Annotated in this window: 25 protein-coding genes; 2 read left to right on the forward strand and 23 right to left on the reverse strand. The window is 59.8% G+C overall.

Features of this window, described 5'->3' with window-relative positions:
* Positions 1-43: 43 nt before the first annotated feature.
* From Pan181_RS15670 to Pan181_RS15720, 11 genes are all read right to left on the reverse strand, one after another.
* The gene (locus tag Pan181_RS15670; RefSeq protein WP_145247966.1) at positions 44-328 is read right to left on the reverse strand and encodes a hypothetical protein; all 285 of its coding nucleotides are present in this window, start codon (positions 326-328) and stop codon (positions 44-46) included.
* Between the two features lie 445 nt (positions 329-773).
* Positions 774-1,349 carry a hypothetical protein gene (locus tag Pan181_RS15675; RefSeq protein ID WP_145247968.1) on the reverse strand — a complete coding sequence of 192 codons (576 nt, stop codon included), beginning with the start codon at positions 1,347-1,349 and terminating at the stop codon, positions 774-776.
* Positions 1,350-1,437: 88 nt separating this feature from the next.
* On the reverse strand, positions 1,438-2,544 hold the full coding sequence (locus tag Pan181_RS15680; protein ID WP_197528405.1) for a redoxin domain-containing protein: 1,107 nt from the start codon (positions 2,542-2,544) through the stop codon (positions 1,438-1,440).
* A 196-nt stretch (positions 2,545-2,740) separates the two neighbouring features.
* Positions 2,741-3,358 carry a PEP-CTERM sorting domain-containing protein gene (locus Pan181_RS15685; RefSeq protein ID WP_145247971.1) on the reverse strand — a complete coding sequence of 206 codons (618 nt, stop codon included), beginning with the start codon at positions 3,356-3,358 and terminating at the stop codon, positions 2,741-2,743.
* A 246-nt stretch (positions 3,359-3,604) separates the two neighbouring features.
* Positions 3,605-4,087, reverse strand: coding sequence for a transcription elongation factor GreA (gene greA, locus Pan181_RS15690; protein WP_145247973.1), 483 nt, complete (start codon positions 4,085-4,087; stop codon positions 3,605-3,607).
* Between the two features lie 292 nt (positions 4,088-4,379).
* On the reverse strand, positions 4,380-4,766 hold the full coding sequence (locus tag Pan181_RS15695; RefSeq protein ID WP_145247975.1) for a hypothetical protein: 387 nt from the start codon (positions 4,764-4,766) through the stop codon (positions 4,380-4,382).
* 29 nt (positions 4,767-4,795) lie between these two features.
* Positions 4,796-5,497, reverse strand: a complete 702-nt coding sequence (locus Pan181_RS15700) for a zinc ribbon domain-containing protein (protein WP_145247977.1) — start codon at positions 5,495-5,497, stop codon at positions 4,796-4,798.
* A 131-nt stretch (positions 5,498-5,628) separates the two neighbouring features.
* Positions 5,629-6,300: a metallophosphoesterase family protein gene (locus tag Pan181_RS15705; RefSeq protein ID WP_145247979.1), complete on the reverse strand. Its 672-nt coding sequence runs from the start codon at positions 6,298-6,300 to the stop codon at positions 5,629-5,631.
* A gap of 166 nt (positions 6,301-6,466) precedes the next feature.
* Positions 6,467-8,107, reverse strand: coding sequence for a sigma-70 family RNA polymerase sigma factor (locus Pan181_RS15710; RefSeq protein ID WP_145247981.1), 1,641 nt, complete (start codon positions 8,105-8,107; stop codon positions 6,467-6,469).
* Positions 8,108-8,214: 107 nt separating this feature from the next.
* The gene (dnaG, locus tag Pan181_RS15715; RefSeq protein WP_145247983.1) at positions 8,215-10,083 is read right to left on the reverse strand and encodes a DNA primase; all 1,869 of its coding nucleotides are present in this window, start codon (positions 10,081-10,083) and stop codon (positions 8,215-8,217) included.
* 215 nt (positions 10,084-10,298) lie between these two features.
* A complete protein-coding gene (locus Pan181_RS15720; RefSeq protein WP_145247985.1) occupies positions 10,299-11,462 on the reverse strand; it encodes a S1C family serine protease in 1,164 nt (387 codons plus the stop codon).
* Between the two features lie 294 nt (positions 11,463-11,756).
* Here Pan181_RS15720 and Pan181_RS15725 point away from each other — a divergent pair, with 294 nt between their 5' ends.
* Both Pan181_RS15725 and aat read left to right on the forward strand, forming a co-directional pair.
* Positions 11,757-12,878: an ATP dependent DNA ligase gene (locus tag Pan181_RS15725; protein WP_145247987.1), complete on the forward strand. Its 1,122-nt coding sequence runs from the start codon at positions 11,757-11,759 to the stop codon at positions 12,876-12,878.
* 64 nt (positions 12,879-12,942) lie between these two features.
* Positions 12,943-13,662 carry a leucyl/phenylalanyl-tRNA--protein transferase gene (gene aat / locus Pan181_RS15730; RefSeq protein ID WP_145247989.1) on the forward strand — a complete coding sequence of 240 codons (720 nt, stop codon included), beginning with the start codon at positions 12,943-12,945 and terminating at the stop codon, positions 13,660-13,662.
* A 29-nt stretch (positions 13,663-13,691) separates the two neighbouring features.
* Here the strand turns inward: aat and Pan181_RS15735 are convergent, their stop codons facing one another.
* The 12 genes from Pan181_RS15735 to Pan181_RS15785 all read right to left on the reverse strand — a co-directional run bounded on the left by Pan181_RS15735 (position 13,692) and on the right by Pan181_RS15785 (position 23,397).
* On the reverse strand, positions 13,692-14,615 hold the full coding sequence (locus Pan181_RS15735) for a CHAD domain-containing protein (protein ID WP_145247991.1): 924 nt from the start codon (positions 14,613-14,615) through the stop codon (positions 13,692-13,694).
* A 54-nt stretch (positions 14,616-14,669) separates the two neighbouring features.
* Complete coding sequence (locus Pan181_RS15740; protein WP_145247993.1) at positions 14,670-15,581, reverse strand: sugar phosphate isomerase/epimerase family protein; 912 nt, start codon at positions 15,579-15,581, stop codon at positions 14,670-14,672.
* A gap of 174 nt (positions 15,582-15,755) precedes the next feature.
* On the reverse strand, positions 15,756-16,541 hold the full coding sequence (locus Pan181_RS15745; RefSeq protein WP_145247995.1) for a PEP-CTERM sorting domain-containing protein: 786 nt from the start codon (positions 16,539-16,541) through the stop codon (positions 15,756-15,758).
* A 240-nt stretch (positions 16,542-16,781) separates the two neighbouring features.
* On the reverse strand, positions 16,782-17,921 hold the full coding sequence (locus Pan181_RS15750; RefSeq protein ID WP_145247997.1) for a trans-sulfuration enzyme family protein: 1,140 nt from the start codon (positions 17,919-17,921) through the stop codon (positions 16,782-16,784).
* A gap of 79 nt (positions 17,922-18,000) precedes the next feature.
* A complete protein-coding gene (trpS, locus tag Pan181_RS15755; protein WP_145247999.1) occupies positions 18,001-18,972 on the reverse strand; it encodes a tryptophan--tRNA ligase in 972 nt (323 codons plus the stop codon).
* A gap of 158 nt (positions 18,973-19,130) precedes the next feature.
* Positions 19,131-20,036 carry a dihydroorotate dehydrogenase gene (locus tag Pan181_RS15760; protein WP_231943611.1) on the reverse strand — a complete coding sequence of 302 codons (906 nt, stop codon included), beginning with the start codon at positions 20,034-20,036 and terminating at the stop codon, positions 19,131-19,133.
* Positions 20,037-20,177: 141 nt separating this feature from the next.
* Positions 20,178-20,396 carry a hypothetical protein gene (locus Pan181_RS15765; protein ID WP_145248003.1) on the reverse strand — a complete coding sequence of 73 codons (219 nt, stop codon included), beginning with the start codon at positions 20,394-20,396 and terminating at the stop codon, positions 20,178-20,180.
* Between the two features lie 199 nt (positions 20,397-20,595).
* Entirely contained in the window at positions 20,596-20,997 is a 402-nt protein-coding gene (locus Pan181_RS15770) for an HU family DNA-binding protein (RefSeq protein ID WP_197528406.1), read from the reverse strand.
* Between the two features lie 451 nt (positions 20,998-21,448).
* The gene (locus Pan181_RS15775) at positions 21,449-21,883 is read right to left on the reverse strand and encodes a YkgJ family cysteine cluster protein (protein ID WP_145248005.1); all 435 of its coding nucleotides are present in this window, start codon (positions 21,881-21,883) and stop codon (positions 21,449-21,451) included.
* A 54-nt stretch (positions 21,884-21,937) separates the two neighbouring features.
* Entirely contained in the window at positions 21,938-22,075 is a 138-nt protein-coding gene (locus tag Pan181_RS26610; RefSeq protein WP_231943612.1) for a hypothetical protein, read from the reverse strand.
* A complete protein-coding gene (moaA, locus tag Pan181_RS15780) occupies positions 22,072-22,944 on the reverse strand; it encodes a GTP 3',8-cyclase MoaA (protein WP_231943613.1) in 873 nt (290 codons plus the stop codon). The genes Pan181_RS26610 and moaA overlap by 4 nt, the downstream gene beginning before the upstream one ends.
* A 12-nt stretch (positions 22,945-22,956) precedes the next feature.
* Positions 22,957-23,397 carry a molybdenum cofactor biosynthesis protein MoaE gene (locus Pan181_RS15785; RefSeq protein ID WP_145248007.1) on the reverse strand — a complete coding sequence of 147 codons (441 nt, stop codon included), beginning with the start codon at positions 23,395-23,397 and terminating at the stop codon, positions 22,957-22,959.
* Positions 23,398-23,412: the final 15 nt, after the last annotated feature.

A 23,412-nucleotide genomic window follows, 5' to 3' on the forward strand; every position in this document is an offset into this window, starting at 1 on the left:
TACCAACCTCACGGCCTCATCGGTTCGGCGAGGAAACACACCATTAGTCCTCGATGACTGTTCCATCATCGTGAACTGTTTTCCCGCCAGAGTACTTTCCCATGTTGTCGTAAACGTTATCGAAGGTTTGCTGTAGCGATCCGGCAGAATCGTAGATTTCACCATGAACTCTAGCGATACCTCGTGCCGCTCTGTACTCTGCCGAGTCAATCAACTTTACTCCGTCTCCGAAGTACATATCGTAATTGATTTGCTGTTCTTCGACCACACTACCACGGGATGACTTAGCAGTAAGCAGCACCACGCTTGCTGGTCTGTTCTTAGGCATAGTTTTCACCTCTACTATTAATAACCAGACTCACGGACGGCCTGCTCGAAATCAGATAGGTACTTACTGAACTTGCCGCCTTCGTCATTATTAAAGAAGTCCTGCGGGTCTGTCATGATTCTTCTTGTCAACATCTCTGAAGTGGCCTGCACCCTTTGAGCGGGCATACTTACCGCCTTTCCACTTATCGAGTGCAGAATGACACTTTTCGTGTAGCTTACGTGGTATTTGCTTTAGCGTTTGGTCGACCGCACCTCCTAAGTACTTCGGGAACAGATGATGTCGCGGCCACTTTCCACTGATATTCGTTGGGGCTTTCACCTTCGGCAGCATCATCCACCGCCGCGAGAATAAGGCTAGCGTGCTGGCCTTTTGGTTGCTTCTTGGGTTCCCAGTTTACATGATCAGCCAGATTGGCCACACCAGCAGCTTTGATGGAATTGTGTTACAGCGGAATACTGCTAAGAAACGGCGAGCCGTTCCGCGCGCGGTCGTCGTTGATCAGCAGGTACTCTTCCGCGCACTTTTCGCACCGGCGAAACTCCGCGTCTTCGATCGCGGCGGTCCGCTTGGCGACAGGTGCCAGATCGACCGCGTAGAAATTCGCGATCACCGGAAAGAAGTTTCCGTAGCGGTGGTAGCTGGCGGGACCGTTCCACAGATCGCGGACCGGCTGATCGCCGCGGGCGTAGGTGTTGACCGTGATCAGGCGATCGCCCACGCGGAGCTCTGGAAAACGGTCGAGAATCACCTTGGCCGCGGTCTTGTCGAACTCGAGCACCACCGAGCAATCGAGCTCGTCGCTGTAGGCACTCACCCGCAAGGGAACCCGCGACAGCACGACCGCCGCCCGCGAGTCGCCAAACGAAAGATGCTCGTCGATGATCTCGATGAACTGCCGGCGTCGCCCCAGCAAGCGGCTCAGCAAACCCTCGGGATGCATCCGCTGCAATCGCGTGCGATCGAGTTTCAGTTCGAGCGGATCGCTCGCAAACGTGTTGTTATCGTGGTATCGCGACATCGTCGGCTTCCTTTCGATCGTCGGCCACCGCGAGCCAAGTCGATCGACCAGGGTTTACCATCGCCCCTGGGGGAAACGTCGATCGGGATTACTCGTCGAGCAGTTCGGCAATGCGGGCCCGCATCAACTTATCGCCTTCGGCCCCCTGCCAGTTTAACTCACCGTACCACCAATAGCGAACGTAGCCTTGCTTGTCGATCAGATAGACGCTCGGCCACATCGAGTTGCCCCACGCGTCCCAGTTTTGCTTCTGGTTATCGGTAACGATCGGGAACTGCAGGTCGGCGTCGCGGGCGTTTTGGCGAACGCGGTCCACCTCGCGCTCCGACGACAGCTCCGGCGTATGCACCCCGAGCACCACTAGCCCCTGATCGGCGAACGCCTGATGCCATTCCCGGTAAGCCGGCTGGTTGCGTTTGCAGTTGATACATTGAAACGCGTAGAAGTGCAGCGCGATCACTTTGCCTTCGAGCTGCTCGGCGGCCATCGGCGACGCATTGATCCAGTCTCCTTCACCGTAAAGCGGAGGGGCTTTGAACTTCACCCGCCCGAGCTTCGCGACGTCGATTCGCTTGCCGAGCAACTCCACCCACTTGGCTCGCTGCTCGGGGGAGATGACCGCCAGAATCTTCTTTTGCTCGTCGGTCTTCAGCGCCCGGGCTTTCTTGTCGAAGCTCGTCTGGGCTTCGGGCGAGGTCGACTCCGCCCGCAAATCGCTTAGTTTCTGCTCGGACTCTTCCATCGCCTGGCGAATCCTCTTGAGCTGGCCGTCGTTCAGATCGAGCTCCGCTGGCAGATCGTCGCCTAAGAAGGCTCGGGTGCCGAGGGTCCACCGCTCGATTTCCGCGATCCGCTGCAACTGCTCTGCGGAGAGCAGCTTTGCGAGCGTCTCTTTGGCTTTGGTGGTCGACTGCTCGATGGTCTGGGCGATGTGCTCAGCCGACTTGTTGCGCATCGACCACAACCCGGCGTCGAACCCGTCGTTCAATTCGGCGAGTGCTTGTTGCTGACTGCTGGTGAGCTTCAACTCGTCGAGCACCAGCGGATCGCGAATCAGAAACAGATAAGGGTGCGGAAACGACGTAACTGGCAACTGCCCGTTTGGATTCTGCTGCGCGCGAGCCGCGCAGCTGGCGAGCAACACGCAAGCGAATGCCAAGGTTTTAGTCACCGCTTTGGGATAACAACTCTTCACGACGATAGTCCTCCGTTGGGGTCTCCTCAGTCTACGCGGCTGCGAAACCCCAGGCAACAATCGCGCGGCGGCCGAGAGCGACAAGTCGCCGAGTTGTGTAGGCTCCTTCACCAAACCCATAGAAAAAGCCCCGCTAGTCGTCGCGACTAGCGGGGCTTGTGGATGGTTTTAAGCAACGAGTGCGCGGGGACCCTCGTTAGCGACGACGCGCGGCAAAGGCAACCGCACCCAATCCGCCGACCAGCAGCAGCACCGTGCTTGGCTCGGGAACGTAGGTGTAGGTGACTTCGAACGTGCCGGCTGCCAGGCCGAGCGTGTTGCCTTCGAATCCGGTAGGAGTCACATTAGCTGTACCGGTGTATTCGAGCAACGAGGTGCCAGTGCCGATTGCCCAAGCGGTGTTGAACGAAGGACCGCCAGCAACGCCGGCTACTTCGAAGGGTAGCAAGAGTGGGCCAGGTCCCCCGCCGCCGCCGATACCATTGCCGCCGCCGCCGAAGGCTTGCGAGTCCCAGTACAGGGTGCCGCCGACGCTGCCGGAGAGGCTCCCGCCGGTGGTGGTAGTGCCTTCGAGCAGGTAGTCCATGTCGAAGTCGACCACGACGCTCGTCAGCGCACCAAGCGCGGGATCAAACTGATCGACATCAACACTCAGACTGAACGGCACCCCATTCAGCGCGGTGTCGGAAGGGCCCGCCAGGGTTTGTGGGGAGATAGTGTAAGACTGCGTTAGCTCGAAAGCACTCGCAGGAACGGCCGCCAGGGCCAGCAGGCCAGCGACAAGCGCCAGCACAGGACGGAAACTCCAACTCATTGGATCACACCTCTAAAGAAAGCACGTTGCAAACATAAATCTGGTTCCGCCAAGCACCAGCCAGTACTCATTTATACCTACGGAATGCCGGCGGTTACCAAGTTTTATATTTTTTATTTACTTTCTACCGAGCGGGGTGTTTTCGCTTGAAATGGGGAGCGGGCGTTCTTACGATGGGTCGTCATTTTTCACGAACCGGATCGTGAACCCCGATCCGCTGAGCGTCGGCTCCACCGCAATGGGGGGCTACTCTTCCTCGAAGCGGATTTCCTGGATCTCGAAACGATTGATGCCAGCCGGCACTTCGACTTCGGCCACTTCGCCGACCTTCTTGCCAACGAGCCCCTGCCCCAGCGGGCTGGCGACGTTGATTTTGCCTTCGTCGAAGTCTTCGTCCCCTTCGCCGACCAGGGTGAACTCTTCGGAGTCACCGAAGTCGAGGTCCTTCACCTTGACTGTGCAGCCGAATACGACTTCGTCCTTGGGAAGCTTCGATGTGTCGACGATGTCGGCCCGCTGCAGTTTGCTCTTCAGCAAGTTGATCTTGGCCTGCAGCATGCCTTGCGACTCGCGAGCGCCGTGGTACTCGGCGTTTTCCTTCAAGTCGCCTTCGGCCCGGGCTTCTGCGATCCGCTTTTCGATCTCAGGCATCAACTCGTTTTCCATGTGGTCGAGCTCGGCTTTGATCTTTTCGTAACCACTGCGGGTCATCGGAACACGGGCACTCATCGTTCAACTCCTGACACAATACGAAATGGATTTGTACCGCCAACGCGGGGCGGGCTTGGCTCTGGCTTCTTTGGTGAGTAAGTGCGTAAGTGAGCAGGTATCGACTACCTACCCACTTACTCACCGACGCACCAAATTCAAAATAAAGACGGGCACCCAGGCGGGTACCCGTCTTTTGTGAAGATTCCATTATTTTACGGGGGGACGATGGCATGTAAACCCCGTTTAGGTCTCGGTGGGGGAACGAAACGCGAAGATTCCCCGGCAATCACCCCACCAGCGCCCGCGGGTTTCAGCCCACGGGCGTGAGCGCAACCAGGCCGAGCACGAGCATCGCGACGTAGCATCCACAGGCGAGGAGCACCGAGAGCAGATGGTGCGGCCAGGGCTCCTTCGGCCGATCAAACAAAAGGGCCACCGCCCAGATGAGCTGATAGCAGGCAGCCACCCACCCGAACGCATACCAAGCGATGGTTGGGAGCAGTGGTATCCAGCTCATGGTCTGGTACTGGCCAAGCAACCACAGGACGCTAAAGCCCCATCCGGCGGTCAGTATTAAGCCGAGCGGGTTGAGGTAGATCAGCCATAGCCTTGCTGGCCGACGCGACTCGTCAGACTCAGCAGCGTCGCTACTTGCCGCTTCTGGCGACTGGTAGGGATTCGGCAAACGGTCCGACATGCGAGCTGCCTGCGAGGGAGGGTCGACGGCTACTCCGGAATGTACAGCAACCGTCCGCAGGAGCCGCAGAACGTGGGGCGCGACATCAACAGGGCGTTGTGCATGTTGGGGGTGATCTTCTGCCCACAGCCGTTGCAGACGCCGTCTTCGACTTCGCTCATGCCTTCGGCCCCTTTGTGGTTGATCACCCGGTCGTACTCGGTGCGGAAGTCGGCGGGAATGCCTTTTTCGGCTTCGGCCAGATCGACCTCGAGCCGCTCGATGTCGCCGCGAATCACTTCGGCCGAGGCTTCGACCTTCTCCGTGATCTTGGCCAGCTCTTCCTCGGTGGCTTTCAGATCCGACTCGGCTTTGACGACCTTCTCACCGAGATTGTCGATGCGCTCGAGGTTTTCGAGAATCTCATCCGAGAGCACGCTGGTGGCCATTTCGGCCGCAGCGATCTGCTCCTTGAGGGTCTGGAACTCTTTATTGCTGCTGCACGCGTTGAGCTTCGCGTTCCAGTCGACGATTCGCTGCTCCGAGGCCTTCAGGTCGAGTTGCTGCCCGTCGACTCGCAGCTTGACTTGCTTTACCGCTTCGTGGGCGGCCTGCAGGTCGGCCTCGCGAGCGGCGACGTTCTGCTGGCGTAACGCGATTTGCCGTGGCCCGCGATCCAAGCGGTCGCGAAGTTCGGCAAGTTGAACGTGAATACGATGCAGGGTGCGAAGCGTAGCGGCAGTAGCGGCCATAACCTGAGCAACTTCGGTGAGTGAATTAAATAAGTCGTATCCTACCTTTATCCCGCGATCGCGGCGAATTGCCAAGCCCCTGAGGCCTTACCAGGCGACTGTGTACCGCGGTACGCAGCCAGCGTGCCGGCTTAATGGGGGCCGTCGGCAAGCCAGAAACTGCGTGTTTTGCCGGCCTCGTTCGCCTGCCAACACCAACCGCTGGCGATATCCAAGCAGGTGAGCCAGCCGCCGCCGTACGCGCAGGTGTCGATACAAACCGCGTGCCCCACGTCGAGCGGCACGCCGGAACGCTGTGCGGTGTGCCCGCACACCATGGTCCGCCCCGACTGGTGCGGCTCCGGCGCGTCGAACCGCTCCCAGTACAACATGTAATCGGGCTGCTCGGCGAGCGGGCGATCGTGGTACGCGGTCGCGTGCACAAAAAAGTGAGTAGGCAATTCGTAGTACGCCCGCAAGCGGGTGCTGAGGAACTGCCAATGCTCCTCCGGCAGGTCGTCGAGGGTCTCGATGCCATACGACGTGAGCACGGTGTCGCCGCCGCACACGAGCCAATCGCGGAAGTGCACCGGCGAAGTGCGGGCTGCGAACAGAATGAGTTCGTGATTGCCCCGCAGCGGCACCAACTGCCCGCGCTGATCGTATTCGATCAGCCAGTCGATCACCAACCGAGAGTCGGGTCCGCGATCGATGTAGTCGCCGAGCGTCACGATGCGATCGGTCGTTTCAAATTGCGCAAACGACTCGAGAGTCGTCAGCGCTTGGTAACATCCATGGATGTCGCCAACTGCTAGCGTCCGCATGCCTGGTTCCTAACTTCGTTGCTACTTACTTCATGCGAGTCCTCCCTTAACTCACCATGGCGACCAGCCAGCGTCAACCAGTCGTGCGACCAAACCATAAAAAAAACGGCCGCAGGAGTTAAACTCCTGCGGCCGTCGATGGTTCTGCGATTTCTCGAATGGCGGCTTAGGCGGCCACTGGCAGTTGCGGCACAAAGCTCGCTAGCATCTGGCTACGGACCGGGTGTTGCAGCTTGGCAACCGCCTTGGCTTCGATCTGACGCACGCGTTCGCGGGTGACCTTGAAGATGCGTCCGACTTCTTCGAGCGTGTAGCTGTAGCCGTCGTGTAGGCCGTAACGCAGGCGAATGATTTCTCGTTCGCGGAACGTCAGGGTCTTCAGCAGCTCTTCGATCTGATCCCGCAGCAAGCCGTTGTTTGCGAGTTTGTGAGGGCTCTCGGTGTGCTGATCTTCGACGAACTCGCCGAAGCTGCAGTCTTCGCCGTCGCCGATCGGGCGATCGAGGCTCACGGGGTGACGACCTATGTCGAGCACGCGTTCGGTTTCGTCCAGCGGTACTTCCGCTGCGGTCGCAATCTCTTCGATCGAAGGCTCGCGGCCGAGTTTCTGTTGCAGCATCTTCGAGGTGTTACGCAGCTTGGTCAGCACGTCGATCATGTGCACCGGAATGCGAATGGTGCGGGCCTGGTCGGCGATCGCTCGGGTAATCGCCTGGCGAATCCACCAAGTCGCGTAGGTACTGAACTTGAAACCGCGACGATATTCGTACTTGTCGACCGCACGCATCAGGCCGGTGTTGCCTTCCTGGATGAGATCGAGGAACGACAAACCGCGATTGCGATACTTCTTGGCGATCGACACCACCAGACGCAGGTTACCGCTCGACAGGTCGCGCTTCACCCCTTCGAAAGCCCGGTACTGCTCTTTGAGCAGCGCGACTCGGCGACGCAGCGAAGCAGGGCTTTCGCACACGTTCATTAGCAAGGCTTTCAGCTCCGCCTTGACCGAATCAATCTTGTCGCTGGGAGCATCGTCGGCCTTCAGTTCGCGAAGCTGGTCGCGTACCAGGTCGATCCGCTGGCTGTACTGTTCGAGTTCCTTGATCAACGGCTGCACCCGGCGAGTACGCAGGCTCAGCTCCTCGACCAGGATCAGCATCTTCTCGCGACGACGCAGGAAGCGGCGACGCACTACGCGACGATCTTCGCTCGACAGCGTCCGGCGAGTCAGTTGCTCGAAGTCGGCCTTCTGGGCTTCCATCAGCGAGCGGAGCGTCGCCAGGTTGCCGGGCATGCGACCCTGCACTTGCTCTTTGGTCAGGTGCTCGGTGAGCGACACCTTAATCGTACGATCGAAAGGCAGCTCGCCCGATTGCACGCGTTCCAGCGTTTTCACGGTAGCTTCCAACGCGTGGAACGAACGCAGCAGGTTGCGACGGAAACGCTTGCGAGTCAGCTCAATCTTCTTGGCCATCGCAATTTCTTCCTCACGCGTCAGCAGCGGGATCTCTGCCATTTGCGAAAGGTACATGCGAATCGGGTCGCTCGAGTAGTGCGGGCCAGCGTCGGGCAGTTGTTTGCCTTCGCTCTGGGTGGCCGCGGCAACGACGTCGGAGAACTTGCGGACGTTGGGATCGTCGACGATTTCGATGCCCATCGAGTCCAAAGCCGACAGCAATTGATCGACTGGCTCGGTGCCGTAGGTTTCGTCGGGCAGATAGGTACCGACTTGTTCGTAAGTGAGAAAGCCTTGCTCTTTGGCAACACCAAGCAGAGCTTGCAGATCTTGATCGAGATGCGGGGTCATCGTCGAACTCCTTGTGTACATCCTGTACACACTGGGGGGGAAGTGACGTTTGGCGTCCCTGGCAGCTCATGGGCCGCCGCCGAGGGTCACCGGGCCGGCGAACCACTCTATCCATCCGTGGAGAGAGACCCTGATTGCCGGCGTTTCAAGTTTTCGAAGAGTTTGCTAAGTAACTCCTCCTCTTGGTTTGCGTCGAGCTTACCTTCGCGAAGGTGAGCGATTTCGGCTCGTCGCACTATTTGTTCATTCTGATGGCGATAATGATCCACCAAATCACGGAGTCGTTCGTCGTGGTCGCTTTCCTGCTTTTCGTTTGCCGACTCGTCGAGGTCGATGAGCAACTTCTGTTGTCGCTCGTGGGTGGCTAGTGCCAGCAGTCGGTCGAAGGTAACAGGCTGGTGAGCTTCGTGCAATTGTCGGCACTGCTCATACAACCAAATCGCGGGACGACTCACCATTGCCGTTAATGGAATGGATGTGATGATTGGACCCACGAGCGAAGCATCCGACAAGACCAATTCAAAGATTTCTTGCTCCCAGCGTGATAGCAATGCTTGCGCACTCGGCGGCTGCGAAACCTCGGTGCTATCAGTGATCGATTGATCAGATCCGATGCGAGTGAGTTTGGTGTCGCTGCGACGTAATACCTTTAAACGCTCGCGAATTTCTTCGTCGCGCAAATGAAACTTTCGCGCAATGCGTCCCAGCACCTGGCTCTCGCGAACCAACGTAGCCGATCCAGCTTGCCCCGCTTGCACGTTCACTTTTGCTAGCACCGCCAAAATTTCTTCGACCGCTTCGGCTGCCACATGGGTGGAGGGATTCGCCCCCACCCGGCTTTCGATTTGTCGCAACTTGTACTCAAGTGCGTCGACCGCGGTGTCGATAAGCGACTGCCAGGCTTCGCGCCCGTTGGCCCGCAGGAAATCGCATGGGTCTTGGCCTTCCGGCAGCGCAAGAATGCGGAGATCGACTTGGTTGGCGACAAACAGTTCGAGCACTTCCGAGGTGCGTCGCTGCCCGGCCTCGTCGCCGTCGAGCACTAAGACCACCTGGTCGGTAAACCGACGCAACAGGTGCAAATGCCGCTCGCCTAATGCGGTACCGCAGCAGGCCACCGCGTTGGCAATGCCATGCTGGTGGGCCATGATCACGTCGGTGTAGCCCTCCATCACCACCAAATGCCCGGTGTCCTTCACCGCATCGCGGGCGATGTCCAGCGCGTAAAGCTGATCGCTCTTGCTGTAGAGCGGAGTCTCCGGCGAGTTCACGTACTTGGCCGAGCGATCGTCGGCAAACTGCGGCAACACCCGCCCGCCGAACGCGATCGGGCGACTGCGAACGTCGCGGATGGGAAAGATCAATCGGCCGCGGAATCGGTCGTAGTAGCCGCCGCCGTCGCGGGAGCCGATCAGCCCCACGCGTTCGAGCACCGCAGGCGAGAACCGAGTTTGCCGCGACTGGCGAACCATCCACTCCCAGTCGGGCGCGGAGAAGCCGATCTGAAACTGCTCCCGCATTTGTTCGTTGATGCCACGGTCGGCCAGGTATTCCAGCACTGACTGGGCGTGCGGCGACTGCCGCAGGTGTTGCTGAAACAGCCCCGCGGCCCACTCCATGGCAGCCAGTTGCGTGCGTTTGTCGCCAGGGCTGCCAGGCTCGACGGTCGGCGCAGCGGTCGCAGCGAGCGAAATACCAGTGCGTTCGGCAAGCATCTCAAGCACTTCGCGGAACTCGAGATTCTCGAGCCGCATGAGGAAGCTGAAGATGTCGCCACCGATGTCGCAGACCCAGCACTTGTAGGTTTGCCGCTCGGGATTGATCTGCAAACTAGGGCGACTGTCGTCGTGCCAGGGACAGTGAGCGACGTAGATGCGGCCTTGCCGGCGGAGTTGCAGATAGTTGCTGGCAAGATCGACAATGTCGACCGCCTGGCGGATCTGCTCCTTCGTGTCGTGCGAGGCTCCAAAATCCATGGGTGGCAAAGTCCGTTTGGCTCAACAAAAGTCCTGGTGGTAACGAGCCCTCAGTATAGTGTTTGGATGGCGTTTGGAAACGCACCGCCAAACCCGCGAAAAAGCAGCCCTGCGGAAGTGCGTAGCGACGATGCATAGCTCCTCGGCCTTAGAAAACCATCAAGCGCAGCACGACTTCGGGAACAAACACCGGAGCAGATCAGAAGAAAAGCGAGTTACTGCGTGAGCCGTTCGAGACGGGGGGCTGCGCCGACCGTGACTTCGAGATCAACGTCGGTCGGGACGCCTTGCACGATGCGGCGCACCAGCATCTGGGCCTTCGAGCCGACCGGAGTGTCGGCAATCGCCTGGGTGAGCAGGAACGGATCGCTGGCGTTGTGCTCGTTCCATTTGAGAATCACGTCGCCTGCTCGCAGCCCTGCCCGCTCGGCAGGAGTGAGCGACGACACCTTGGCGGCCAACACCCCTTCGCCTGGCTTGAGGTCGTAGTGCCGGCGACGCAGGTCGGTAAGCATGTGCGGCTCGACCCCCAGGTACCCCCGCTCAATCCAGCCATCTTCTTTGAGCTTCAGGTAGGTCTCGCGGGCCAATTGGCTGGGAATCGAAAGGCTAACGCCTTGATACACCTGACCAACAATCGCGGTGTTAATACCGACCACCCGGCCATCGAGATCGACCAACGGTCCACCGCTGTTACCAGGGTTAATGGCCACGTCGGTCTGCAGGAACTCCTGGAAGGGGTTCGACTGAATGCCAGTCATGCTGCGACGCTGCTTGGCACTCACGATGCCGAAGGTCACCGTGTGGTCGAGCCCAAAGGGACTGCCGACCGCCCACACCAGGTCGCCGACTTCGAGCGAATCGCTCTCGCCCCACTCGGCGGCGATCAGGTCGGGTTGATTGACTTTAATCAGTGCCAGATCGATACGTTTGTCGCCGCCAACGACAATCGGTTCGTAATCGACTCGGCCGTCGGCCAGAATCACATGCAGCCCCGTGGCCCCTTCGACCACGTGGTAATTGGTGATGATGTAGCCTTCGTTATCGACGACTACTCCGGAGCCTTGGCCTTCGTTGCCTTGCATATCGGCCCGATGGATGCTCACCACGCTGGGCGAAACCCGTTTGGCGACTAGCCGCGAAGCGAGCGACAGGTCGTTGAGCTTCGCGCTCACCTTGGTGAGCTGATTGGTGGCAACTTCCACCTCGGCCTGCATGCGGGCCTTGGTGTTTGCGTACTGGAAGCGTCCGAGCAGGAAGGGTCCCGCCAGCACGACCACCAGTACCACTAACAGCACCAGCAGGAACGTTAAATTAGGATTGCTACCTTCAGCATTGGCTGGAGGCGCAGCGCTAGGATTTTGCTCGGGAAGAGACATCGCTATCAGCCTAGTAAGATGTTGGGCAGTGACATCAGACAGCTAGGCCTCATTATAACGACGAATCCGCCGTGTGGCGATTCATTCGTGAAAGAACCATGGTGAAAATACGAAACATGACATAAACCACTTTGTTTCGCCTCCATGGCATTCCGAAATTCATGGTCACTTTTGAGCGGAACGACCGCTCCACCCCGCCTTTTACGAGCTACGGTTGTCTGAAATCGGCCAGAAATCATCTGGCGCGACGCCATGCATTGGTTTGCCTTCCTTCTCCCAGCGTGAGACTTTTCGATGTCAAATTTAGAGGATTCCAACGCTGGCTTGCTCGAAACGCCGGCGACCGGTTCGCTCGACCCCGCTTACGAGGGGCCTCGCTGCAAGCGGTGCGAGTCGCCGATGGACGAAGAGCAGCCGGTTTGCTTTGAGTGTGGGTACCACACGACGCTCGGAATTACCGTTGAAATCGACCGCGAGTGGGAAGCCGCGGCCAATCCCGACTCGGCCCCTGCCCCGCAGCAGCAAGACACCTGGCAGGAGATCACGCAGTCGATCCCCAGCTGGGCGGCCACCCTGGCGGTGCCGAACGTGGTGATCATCGCCATGTCGCTCGCGGTGCGACTGTTGATCCCCCGCGAAAGCATCATCCTGGAATTCTGGGGAGTCTGGCAGCTGGCGATCGGCCTAATGGCCACGCTGGTACTGCATGTAACCTGCTTCATCATGACCGCTTCGACCGATAGCGACATTGGCATCTTCGACCTGCTCGTCAAGCCGCTCAAGCCCTGGTGGCGGACCTTCGCCCACCTGCCCGAGCGGCTTTGGCTGGCGATCGGCGGCACCTGCGGCGTGACGCTGGCGCTATCGGCCGTGCTGATCATCGGCGGCATTCAATGGGACCGCCTGTGGGACTGGGGCATCAAGGCCCCCGCGAAGCAGAGCCTGGTATCGGCCATCGCCGCTGCGGCAGCCAACGGCCCCGCGAACGACGATGGACTGGAACAAGCGGTCGGAGACTTTGCCGGCGGAGCCGCTGGCGGCATTACCGGCGACGAAGCATCCGGCAACGACGACGAGTTGGCCACCCCACGCTTGGATGCCGATTGCTTGATCGTCGGCTTTCAACTGAACGATCGAGAAGAGGTCGCCAAGCTGGTGCTCGCGACCGAACAGTATGGCAAGCTCACCTACGCTGGCAGTTTGACTCCCACGCTGGAACCCGACGAGAGTCGCAAACTTGCCAAGCGGTTGCAGAAGGCGATCACCAGTCAGCCGATTCTCAAGCTGTCGCAAACGGCCACTTGGGTCGAACCGCGATTCACTTGCCGAGTGAGCTACACCAAGCAGTCCGACAGCGGGCGGCTGATCAACGCCGAATGGAAAGAGCTGCTGCCCGAAATCAATATGCCCTGGTAACGCGTTTGCCAATTTTGGCGGCAATCCCCTCGCCCCCCTGCGAGCGGGTCTCTATGCTTAGGGCATGAGTAGCAAGCCACCGACCTTCAAGCCGAGCCGACGGCCCCGGTTCTTTCCCCCGCCCGAATCGGCCTCGCCCGAAGGCGCAGTGGTGATGGGGGGCGATTTGAACGCCGAGTTGCTGCTCGATGCATACAGCCATGGCATCTTTCCGTGGCCACACTCCGACGACGAACCACTGGTGTGGTGGTCGCTCGACCCGCGGGCGATCATCGAGTTCGACGACTTCCGCCCATCGCAGCGGGTGCTCCGCCGGCTTCGCTCCGGGCAGTTTCGCGCGTCGATCGATACCGACTTCGCTGGCGTGATGCATGGCTGCGCCGAAGGCCCTGGCCGCGAGGGGGGCACCTGGATCACTCCCAACATGATCCGCGGCTATACCCACCTGCACCATCTTGGCTTCGCCCATAGCGTCGAGATTCGCAATGCCGAAGGCCAGCTGGTCGGCGGCACCTACGGTGTGGCGATCGGCGGGCTGTTCGCTGCCGAGAGCATGTTCCACCTCGAGCGAGACGCCTCGACAGCCGCCCTGGCGTCGCTCATTGCGCACCTCAAGTCGCGGGGCTACGGGCTACTCGACGTGCAGCAATGGACTCCCCATACGGGACGGTTAGGCGCCAGCGAGATTCCCCGCCGGGAGTACCTGGAGCGGGTCGCGTTTGAAGTGTCCCGCAAAGTGTCGTTCGGCACTCGCATCGAAGGCGATCCGCAAACCCTGCGTTAGAGCAACAACGCTATGTGCTTCGTGCTGTACTACGAAGCTTGCTCGTGCGTCACCGCATCCACGGCGGCTTGCAGTTCGTCGATGCGATCGCGGCGCCACCAATGGACGAAGGCTTCGCTCTTGCCGCGATACTGCTCTAGCTCCTCTTGCTGATAGCGAGCCAGCAACTTGCGGACACGCTTCTTACGAGCCTGCGCGGCCCAGAGGGCGAGCTTGTCGGCGGCCACTGCGTGGTCTTGGATCTCGCCGAGCTGCGCTTGCAGCGATTTGATCTGCTGGCACGCTAGCCGCCGGTGCGTTTCGGGCAGGCCGCCGCGGAGCAATTCGAGCGTGTAGCGAAAGTGCTTGGTCGCAATCCGGAAGTCGTGCAGCTCGGTGGCCACCGGGTCGTCGCTCGGCACTGCTGCCGCGAAGGGGACCCACGCTTGCTGCAGCTGCCCAGTCGCCCACTCGCCGAACGATTGCTTGCGAAGCCGTTTGGCAGCGTACCGCTTACTGGCTTTCACCACCCGGCGACATTGCCGCGTCAGGCGATCGCCGGTGAGCAATCCGAGCGCGCAGCCGACCACGCTCCGCTGCGCGGCAATGCGTTGCTGCTCTAGCTGCCCCGCAAACGCGCCGACGCCTGGCTCGTCGACTTCGGTGAAGCGTTCAAGGTAGACGTCAAGGTCGCGGGCTTCGCCCATCGAGTTTCGCATCTCCTTCAGCGACGCCCGCAGTCTCTTGCGAGGCTTGTCGGGCAGGAACGCGCGATACATCGCCAGCGCGGCCGACGCGCGTCGCGTCGCAACGCGGGCTGCGTGCACGTACTCCACGTTTTCGTCGCTCAGAAAGGCCGCCCTCGGCAAGTGGTGCTGCACGGCCGCCAGCCGCACTTCGAGCGCAACGCGAACCACGTCGCTCATCGGCGAATCGGGGGCTGCGTCGGTCACCCACTTTGCAAACTTGGCCATCCCCCGATTTTAATTACTGAGGGGTCGAGGGGGAACTCGGCTAGCCGCCAAAATCTAGCCGATCAGCGGGCGCAGCACGTTGCGGGCGATGCGTAGCGACTGCTTGCGGGTTTCGAGGGTCTCGGTAAAGGCCTCGTCCTCCACTTCGATGCAAACCGGGCCTTGGAAGCCCGCGTCGCTCAGCGCCCCGATGTACTTGCCCCAGTCGATATCGCCTAATCCGGGGATCTTGGCGGTCGAGCGATCCATCGGCGGCATAAGCACCCCCACATCGTTCAGGCGATCGAGATCGATTCGCATGTCCTTCGCGTGCGAGTGGAAAATGCGCGACCCAAACTCGCGGATCGGCGCAATCGGATCCATCAACTGCATCCGCAGGTGCGAGGGGTCGTAGTTCAAGCCGAAATGGTCGGAGGGAATGATCTCGAAAAGCCGCCGCCAGATGGCCGGCGAGCGGGCGATGTTAAGCCCCTGCGGCCAGGTGTTGGGGTAGAGCATCGGGCAGTTCTCGATGCCGATGTAGACGCCGCGTTCTTCGGCATGGCGAATGATCGGCGGGAACACCTCGGTGAAATTCGCAATGTTCTCTTCGAGCGTCAGGTACTGGTTCGCTCCCACAAACGTATTTGCGTTCTTCAGCCCCATCATCGCGGCCGCATCGATCACTTTGTACAGATGCGATACTGCGGTAGTGGCCTGATCTTCGTTCGCCGAGAGCGGCACCGAGTAGTACCCCAAGGCCGAAATGCCGACGCCGTACTTCTGGCACAACGCCATGGTGTCGTCGGCCATCGCCTGGGTGAAGTCGGACACGTCGATATGGCATACCCCCCCATACTTACGATCCGGACCTCCCGGCGGCCAGCACATGACCTCCAAACAGTCGAATCCTTCCTCGGAGGCAAATGCCAAGACTTCCTCGAACGACAAGTCGGGCACAATCGCGGTCACAAATCCTAATTGCATGGGGGAACCCCTCGCGCGTTAAAGTTACTCTCGAAACAGATGCTCTGAGTGTACAACTTGTTGCGGCCGGAAGGAATCACCGTGCGAGCCGACACGCGTAACGAAAAAAGGCAGCCCGCGAACGCAAGATTCACGGGCTGCCCTAAGTAATCGAAAAATTTGATGGTCGATCCGTTAAGCCGCTCGGCGCGACATCACGCCCAAAGCAACGACCGCCATGCCGGCCAGCACCAGGGTGCTTGGTTCGGGAACCGCCCGCGAAGTTGCCGGCGGAATCGTGAACTCCATGCCAGCCTGAGCAGCGATGCCGCCGTGGGTAACGATGCTGCCATCGAGGGTGGTGCTGAACGTAATGGTTGGTAACGTGTCGCCCGGTTTGATCACATCGCTACCCACCGTCGTGAAGAAGGCATCGACCGTGCCGGTGCCCATCACGCTGGTGGTCGCAGGATGAACCTGCGTTCCGAACGCAATCGAGTCGCCCGTGTAGGGGTCAAAGCCGGATAACTCGGTATCAAACGGCAGATGATACATCACACTCGATGCGATAAGACTGCCTGTAGGCATTTCGAAACTGAAGCTCACAGCGATCGATCCGCCGAAGCCGGCAGTCGTATCGTCGTACAGATCTTCGTCCGGCATGAACGTGGCAGTCCAGTTGATTTGCTCGCCAGCCACGACACCCGCGACAGATACTTTGGGGCCAGGAGTATCGTCCTCATCCCCCTCGGCTGCCAGGCGAATGGTATCGCCGGTTTCGCCGAATTGCGATTGCCATTCGTCGAGAGAAACATCGCCCAGACCGTTGTCGATGATAATGGTGTAATCGCCTAGATCTACCACACCATCTAGATTGTGATCTCCAACGATCTCACTCGCCTGTAAGGTGCTGCTGGCACTCATGGCAACCGTTGCCATCAATGCGCAGACTAGCTGCACCACTGCATGTTTCGCGCTCATTAGACCCCTCGTGATAAACGAAGAAAAAATAGCGTAAAGCTATTGCCCCTGTCGCTTGGGATGCCTGGGAGAAAAGATTGCGCAGGCAAACCAAACGTTACATTGCCCAGTTTATCGGGATGACGAGACCAGCGTCAAGCTTCTGCACGAGCGCGAAGCAAAAGAATAGCTCGAAACCGTGATTTCCCCGACAGAGAATCGGAATCACAATTCAAGACTTGATTATACAGTTAGTAGTTTTTAACCAATTGCTTGCTGCAGGTCGTCTTGCAGGTCTTCGAGCGCTTCGAGGCCGACGCTTAGGCGGATCATGCCGTCGCTGATGCCGTGCTTGGCCCGATCGGCCGCGTCGTAACTGGCGTGCGACATGCTCGCGGGTTGCTCGATGAGCGACTCGACTGCCCCCAGACTCACGGCCAGACGGAACAGCTTGGTCGACTCGACCACGCGCTTGGCATCTTCGAACGTGCCATCGAGTTCGAACGACATCATCGCGCCGAACTGCCCGTCCATCTGCCGCGCGGCGAGTTCATGGCCAGGGTGCGAGGGCAACCCTGGGTACAACACGTTGGCCACCTTCGGATGCTTGGCGAGCCACTCGGCTAGCTGCATCGCGGTGCGGCTTTGCTCGCGGACCCGTAGCTCTAGCGTCTTGAGTCCTCGCGAGCAGAGGAACGACTCGAGCGGGGCCATGATCGCCCCCGTGGCGTTGGCCACGTAGTACAGCTCGTCGTAGATCTCTTTGGTCTTGGCGACGAGCACACCGCCCATCACGTCGCTATGCCCGCCGATGTACTTGGTGGCCGAGTGCATGACGATGTCGGCCCCCAGTTCGATGGGGCGGGTCAGCACCGGCGTTGAAAACGTATTGTCGACCGCCAGCAGTGCGCCGACTGAGTGGGCAATCTCGGCACACGCGGCAATGTCGGTGATGGTCATCCGCGGGTTGCCTGGCGACTCGATCCACACCAACTTGGTGTCTGGCTGAATCGCGGCGGCAAACGCGTCGAGATTCGTTGAGTCGGCCAGCGTGGTCTTCACCCCCGCCCGATTCGAAACGTGGTGCAGCAGGCGATAGGTACCGCCATAGATGTCGCTACCAGTGAGCACGTGGTCGCCGCTCTTGAGCATGGCCATCGCACAACTGGTGGCCGCCATGCCGGTGGCAAACGCCATGGCGCCGGCTCCCCCTTCGAGGTGGGCGATCGACTCTTCGAAGCACGCCCGCGTGGGATTGCCGCTCCGCGAGTAATCAAACTCGCGCCATTCGCCCGCCTTGTGCTGCATGAACGTGCTCGCCAGATGAATAGGCCGCACAACGGCTCCCGTTTCGGGACAAGGTTCATTACCAACGTGGATGGCGCGAGTACGGAATTGCATGGCGGGGGTCGAATCGTGGGATGGGTGAATGAAAAGCTTATATGATCACAAGGTAAGAGGCGTCGAAAGTAGTCAGCAATTAGTAACCGATCACCCCGCAGGCGTCTTGCGCCCGTTTGAGTACCACGCTGGCTTTCGCCCGGGCTTTCTCGGCACCAGCGGCCAGGATTTCGCGGACCACTTCGGGCTTGGCAGCATACTCTTCGCGGCGCTCACGGACTTCGGCCCAGTACCGTTCCGAGGCTTCGGCCAGTGCCTTTTTGATTTCGCCATAACCGAACCCGCCCGCCCGGTAGGTGGCCGCCATCGCTGCGACCTCGTCTTCGGTGGCCACCAGCTTGTACAAGTCGTACAGCACGTCGCCATCGGGCTCCTTGGCCTCGTCCATCGGGCGGCTATCGGTCTGGATGCGCATGATCTGCTTGCGTTGCTTCTTGGCGTCGTCGAACACTGCAAGCGTGTTGCCATAGCTCTTGCTCATCTTTTCGCCGTCGGTGCCAGGCACGCGGGCGCTTTGGTCGAGCACCTTGCCCTTGGGCATCACGAACGTTTCGCCGAAGTGATGATTGAACGAGCCAGCGATGTCGCGGCACACTTCGATGTGCTGCAGTTGGTCTTCGCCCACCGGAACGATGTCGGCATCGTAGGCCAGGATGTCGGCCGCTTGCAGCACGGGATAGGCAAACAGCCCCGCATCGGCCTTGAGTCCCTTGGCCAGCTTATCCTTGTAGCTGACGCACCGCTCCAACAGCCCCATCGGCGTGCCGGTCATGAGCAGCCAGCAGAGTTCGCTAACCTCTGGCACGTCGCTCTGTATGAACAGCACTGCCTTCTCAGGATTCAAGCCCAACGCGAGCAGGTCGATCGCTCCGTTGAGCGTGTACTGCTTCAACAGGTCCTTGTCGCGAACCGTCGTGAGCGCGTGCAGGTTCGCGATGAAGTAATAGGCTTCGTCGGCAACGTCCTGTAGTTCGATGTATTGCTGGATGGCACCAAAATAGTTGCCCCAGTGAAACGGGCCGGTCGGTTGGATTCCGGAAAGTACGCGCATGGTTCGAAGGGGCTAGAGTTTTATGGATTTAATGAGGGTATAGTTCTGAGAACACCGATACCCGACGAGCTACGCCTCGTCGGATTAATCGCTCTTTCACTTCTCCCGACGAGACGTAACTCGTCGGTTTGGGAACAACAATGGCAACGATCCTTCATTTACACCTGCAGAGATCCTGATACCTCGGCAACACTGCTCGCTCCCAACTCCTCGAGTGCCCCCGGAAGTGCGTCGAGTACTTCCATAGACGCGGTGGGGTGGTAGAAGTTCACGGTGCCGAGCTGCACGGCCGACGCGCCGGCTACGAGGAATTCCATGACGTCGTCGATGGTCGCGATGCCGCCGATGCCGATGATCGGGGTGTCGCACGCCTGGCGAGCCTGGTAGACGCAACGCAGGGCGATCGGCTTGATGGCAGGGCCGCTGAGGCCACCCATCACGTTGCCGAGAATCGGTTTCTTGCGACGCCAGTCGATCGCCATGCCCAGGCAGGTGTTGATGAGCGACAGGGCGTCGGCTCCACCGGCCGAGGCGGCCTTGGCCATGTCGGCAATGCGGGTGACGTTCGGTGTGAGCTTCGCCAGGATCGGCAGCGACACTGCCTCGCGAACCCGCCGCACCAGGTCTTCGCACATGGCCGGGTCGGTACCAAAATCGACCCCGCCCGAGACGTTGGGGCAGGAGATGTTCAGCTCTACCGCAGCTACACCTGCGGCACCGTCGAGCTGTTTGGCGAGTTCGACGAACTCGTCCGCCGACCGGCCGGCGATGCTTACGATGATCGGCACGTCCAACGACGCCAAGTACGGCATCAGCTTCTCGAGAAACGAGTCGATGCCATCGTTGTCCAAGCCAATCGAATTGAGCATGCCGGCCGCGGTTTCGACCGTACGCCACGGCGCATTGCCAGGTCTTGGCAGCTTGGTAATGGTCTTCGGCAGGATACCGCCTAGTCGACCGAGGTCAACCAGACCCTGCATTTCGCGTGCATAGCCGAACGTCCCCGAAGCGACGAGCACGGGATTAGGCAGCCGAAGACGGCCAAGCGTGACGGATAAATCCACGGTCGCAATATCCCTAAGTGAGCAGCAATAGCGGAGGGGCAAACTAGCAATGTACCCCACCCGCCCCCGGCTTGCGAGACGCCCATCGAGGGGCATCTCGCGCCGGCAGCAGCTCGCTGGAAGTTCTTACGCCCTGGCAGCTTAGATCACGCCGCCGTGGGTTGGATGAGTTCTGAGATGGCTCGGTTGATCGAGGAACCAGATTCGCTCCCATTCATCGAGCACTGCGCTCAAGTCCTCGGAGGTGAAAATCAACTGCCGAGCACGACGGGCCGGATCGGCCGAGTACATGGGAATCAGGCAGCCTACGTTCGACGAGAGCACACAGGCCACGAGGCCCGTCAATAACCACTTACGCATGGGACTGGTACTCCTCCTTGAGTAACCGCCGACGTCCGGCGGATACCGAATCGATCGGGGATCGTGAGTGCTCCCCGTATCCTGCGGGGACCGCTTGGCTTAAATCTAGTTTGGTAAACGAGTTGCGGCGATTTGCCTGCGTTACCTAGCGATAAGTTGGTGGGAGTCGCGAAGACCCCTTTGGGAAAAGTAGCTGTATCTAACTCGTTTGCTCGCTTGAACTTGGCATCTGCTCAGGCGACGGTGGTGGATAACCCGCCGAACCGTTTAACCTGGCCGCTTCCGCCCGCTCGCGAGCTTCGCGTTCGGCTTGGGCTTGGAGCTCCAGCTCGCGAACACGAGCTTCCATCTCCTTGCCTGGTTTGAACGTTACCACGAACTTCTCGGGCACGTCCACCTTATCGCCGGTCCGCGGGTTGCGGGCCTTACGCGCTGCACGCTTCTTGACCTCGAACACTCCAAAGTTGCGAAGCTCGATTCGGTGGTCTTCGACTAGCGTCTCGACGATAGCGTCGAACGTCTTTTGGACGATCTCCTTCGTCTTGAGCTGGGTCAAGCCTATCTCCTCGGAGATGGTCTTCACAATCTCTTTCTTGGTCACGACAAAGTTCCCGTTCCGAGGAGCAATTCTGGTCCAAATGGACCCCATCTGACGTCGTCTCGACTTGCTCCAAGTGTAGTTGTAGCAAGCACTAGTGTCAAGTTTGACCGTCGTCGAGGTAGCTCCAGATACGGCTTTGTCGCTCGCTTGGTTCGGCCTTAGCAGTGCTAGCGGCCAAATTCAGCAAAAGCTACTTAAACCCAAATTATCAAACAACTTACGGCCAGCAACCAAGGCCTGCCGGGCCCAGGATTCAGGACGATTCGTCGCAACTTGTTGCATTTCAACAGGTTGCGGCGATTTTTGGAAGCTTTCTTAGCGCTACCTAATCGCCATGTCTCATGGACTCAGAGGCAAGTATCGGACAGTCTCGGCGGAACTCTCCACCTAATCGTCAAAGTTTCTCAAATCGTTACGACTAGACTATCAGAAACGCTAGCACACCTGCGGTTTATACGCGGATCTTCGCCCGCTCGGCCTCGATGTGATCGATGTCGTAGAGTTTGCCCCGCCCGCTGCCAGGGCAGGTCTCGCAGGTCTCGTCCCAGGCTTCGGGCGTCCGCAGATTCGAGTCCCAGAACGGCCAGGTGCGGCACTGACGCGGTCGGGCCGTGTACACCTGGCATTGCCGGCTCTTGTTGTCGAAGAACACGCAGTCGCCGTTGTCGTACTCCACCAGGCTCCGCCGGACGCCGACCTTGCGGACGAACTGCTGCTCGAATTCCTCGAGCTCAACGCCCACCAGCTCGGCCATCTGGGCCATTTCCTCCTTATTCACCCACACGTACCCAGGTGCCCCGGTGCAGCAGTCGCCACATCCGGTGCACTTGAAGCGGAGGCCATCGGCGTACCAGGGCTGTTTCTCGGACTGCTTCTTCTTCGACATCGGCGTGTGGGGTTCGTGTGTCTGTGGATGGTGGGGGAGTTCGGTGGCGGGGCGTTAGCCGCCGATCTGATACATGGCCCGCTGTGGGCGGTGGAAGCTAGCGTCGTCGATGCCGTGGCCCGCCCGCTTGGCGGCAACCACCTGCCGAATCAGTTCGGCGATCGCCTGGTCGCTGCCACCGCTGCGGATCAAGTCGCGAACGCTCGACTCGCTGGTACTGAACAGGAATTGCGCACCGCTCCTTCGGCGGTCAATCGTAGGCGATCGCAGTTACGACAGAAAGGCTCACTGACCGGATTGATGAAGCCGACCCGGCCGGCGCCCTCGACGAGCCGATAGTTCATGGCTGGCTGACTGGCATGGTCGCGGCCCTCGGGCACGAGCGGTCCCAGCTCGCGGGCGATCAGTTCGCGAATCGCCGCCCCGGCGAGCACCTGCTGCGATTCCCACTCCTGATCGGCGTCGAGCGGCATGTACTCGATGAACCGCATGGTCATTCCACGAGATGTGGCAAACTGCACCAGCGGCACCACCTGCGACTCCAACTCGCCGCGGACCGCGACCGCGTTCAGGCGAACGTCGCTAAAGCCCGCCTCGAGTGCTGCATCGATGCCCGCTAGCACCTGCTCAAGACCAGGCCGGCGCGTGATCCGCTGGAACTGCTCGGGGTCGAGTGTATCGAGACTGATGTTCAAACGGCCAAGCCCCGCCTGCTTGAGCGCGGCTGCGTGCTCAGTAAGTAGCATGCCGTTGGTGGTCATCGCCAGCTCTTCGACCCCTTCGATGGCCGTTAGCGTCTCGACGAGCGCTGGCAGGTCCGCCCGCACTAACGGTTCGCCCCCGGTCAGTCGAACGCGGGTGACGCCTAACGATACCGCAACGCGAACGAATCGCGCGATCTCTTCGAACGACAGGATGTCGACCCGTGGCAGAAACTGCACCCCTTCGGCCGGCATGCAGTAGAAGCAGCGGATGTTGCAGCGGTCGGTCACGCTCAATCGCAAGCTGCGATGCACACGCTGAAACGAATCAACAAGCGGCAAGGATCGAGAGTCGGGCATATGGAGGTAAGGTTAACCAGTCGTTGGGCGAACGGCTCCGACCCACTCGGCCTGGCCATCGGTGTAGTGCTCTTGTTTCCAGATCGGGACTTCTTGCTTCAAGGTATCGATCAGCCACTCAGCCGCCTCGAACGCCTCGCGACGGTGCGCGGTGCTGACGACCACCGCCACGCTGGCTTCGCCGACTGGCACCTCGCCGAGCCGATGCACCAGCAAGCACTCCACGATCGGCCACCGCTCGCGGGCGGCCGCCTCGAGCTCCGCCAGTTTGCGTTCGGCCATCGAGTTATAGGCTTCATACATCAGCCGCGCGGTATGGCGCTCGCCAGACGACTGGTCGCTGGTAACCCCGCGAGTGGTACCGAGAAACAGCACCACCGCCCCGGCGGCCGGATGCGTCGCCTGGCCGGTCAGTTGGGTGGGGTCGATCTTGTCGTGCGTAAGTTGAATCATTCGTTGGTTGGTGCA

This window comes from Aeoliella mucimassa (genome assembly GCF_007748035.1).
GTDB lineage: Bacteria > Planctomycetota > Planctomycetia > Pirellulales > Lacipirellulaceae > Aeoliella > Aeoliella mucimassa.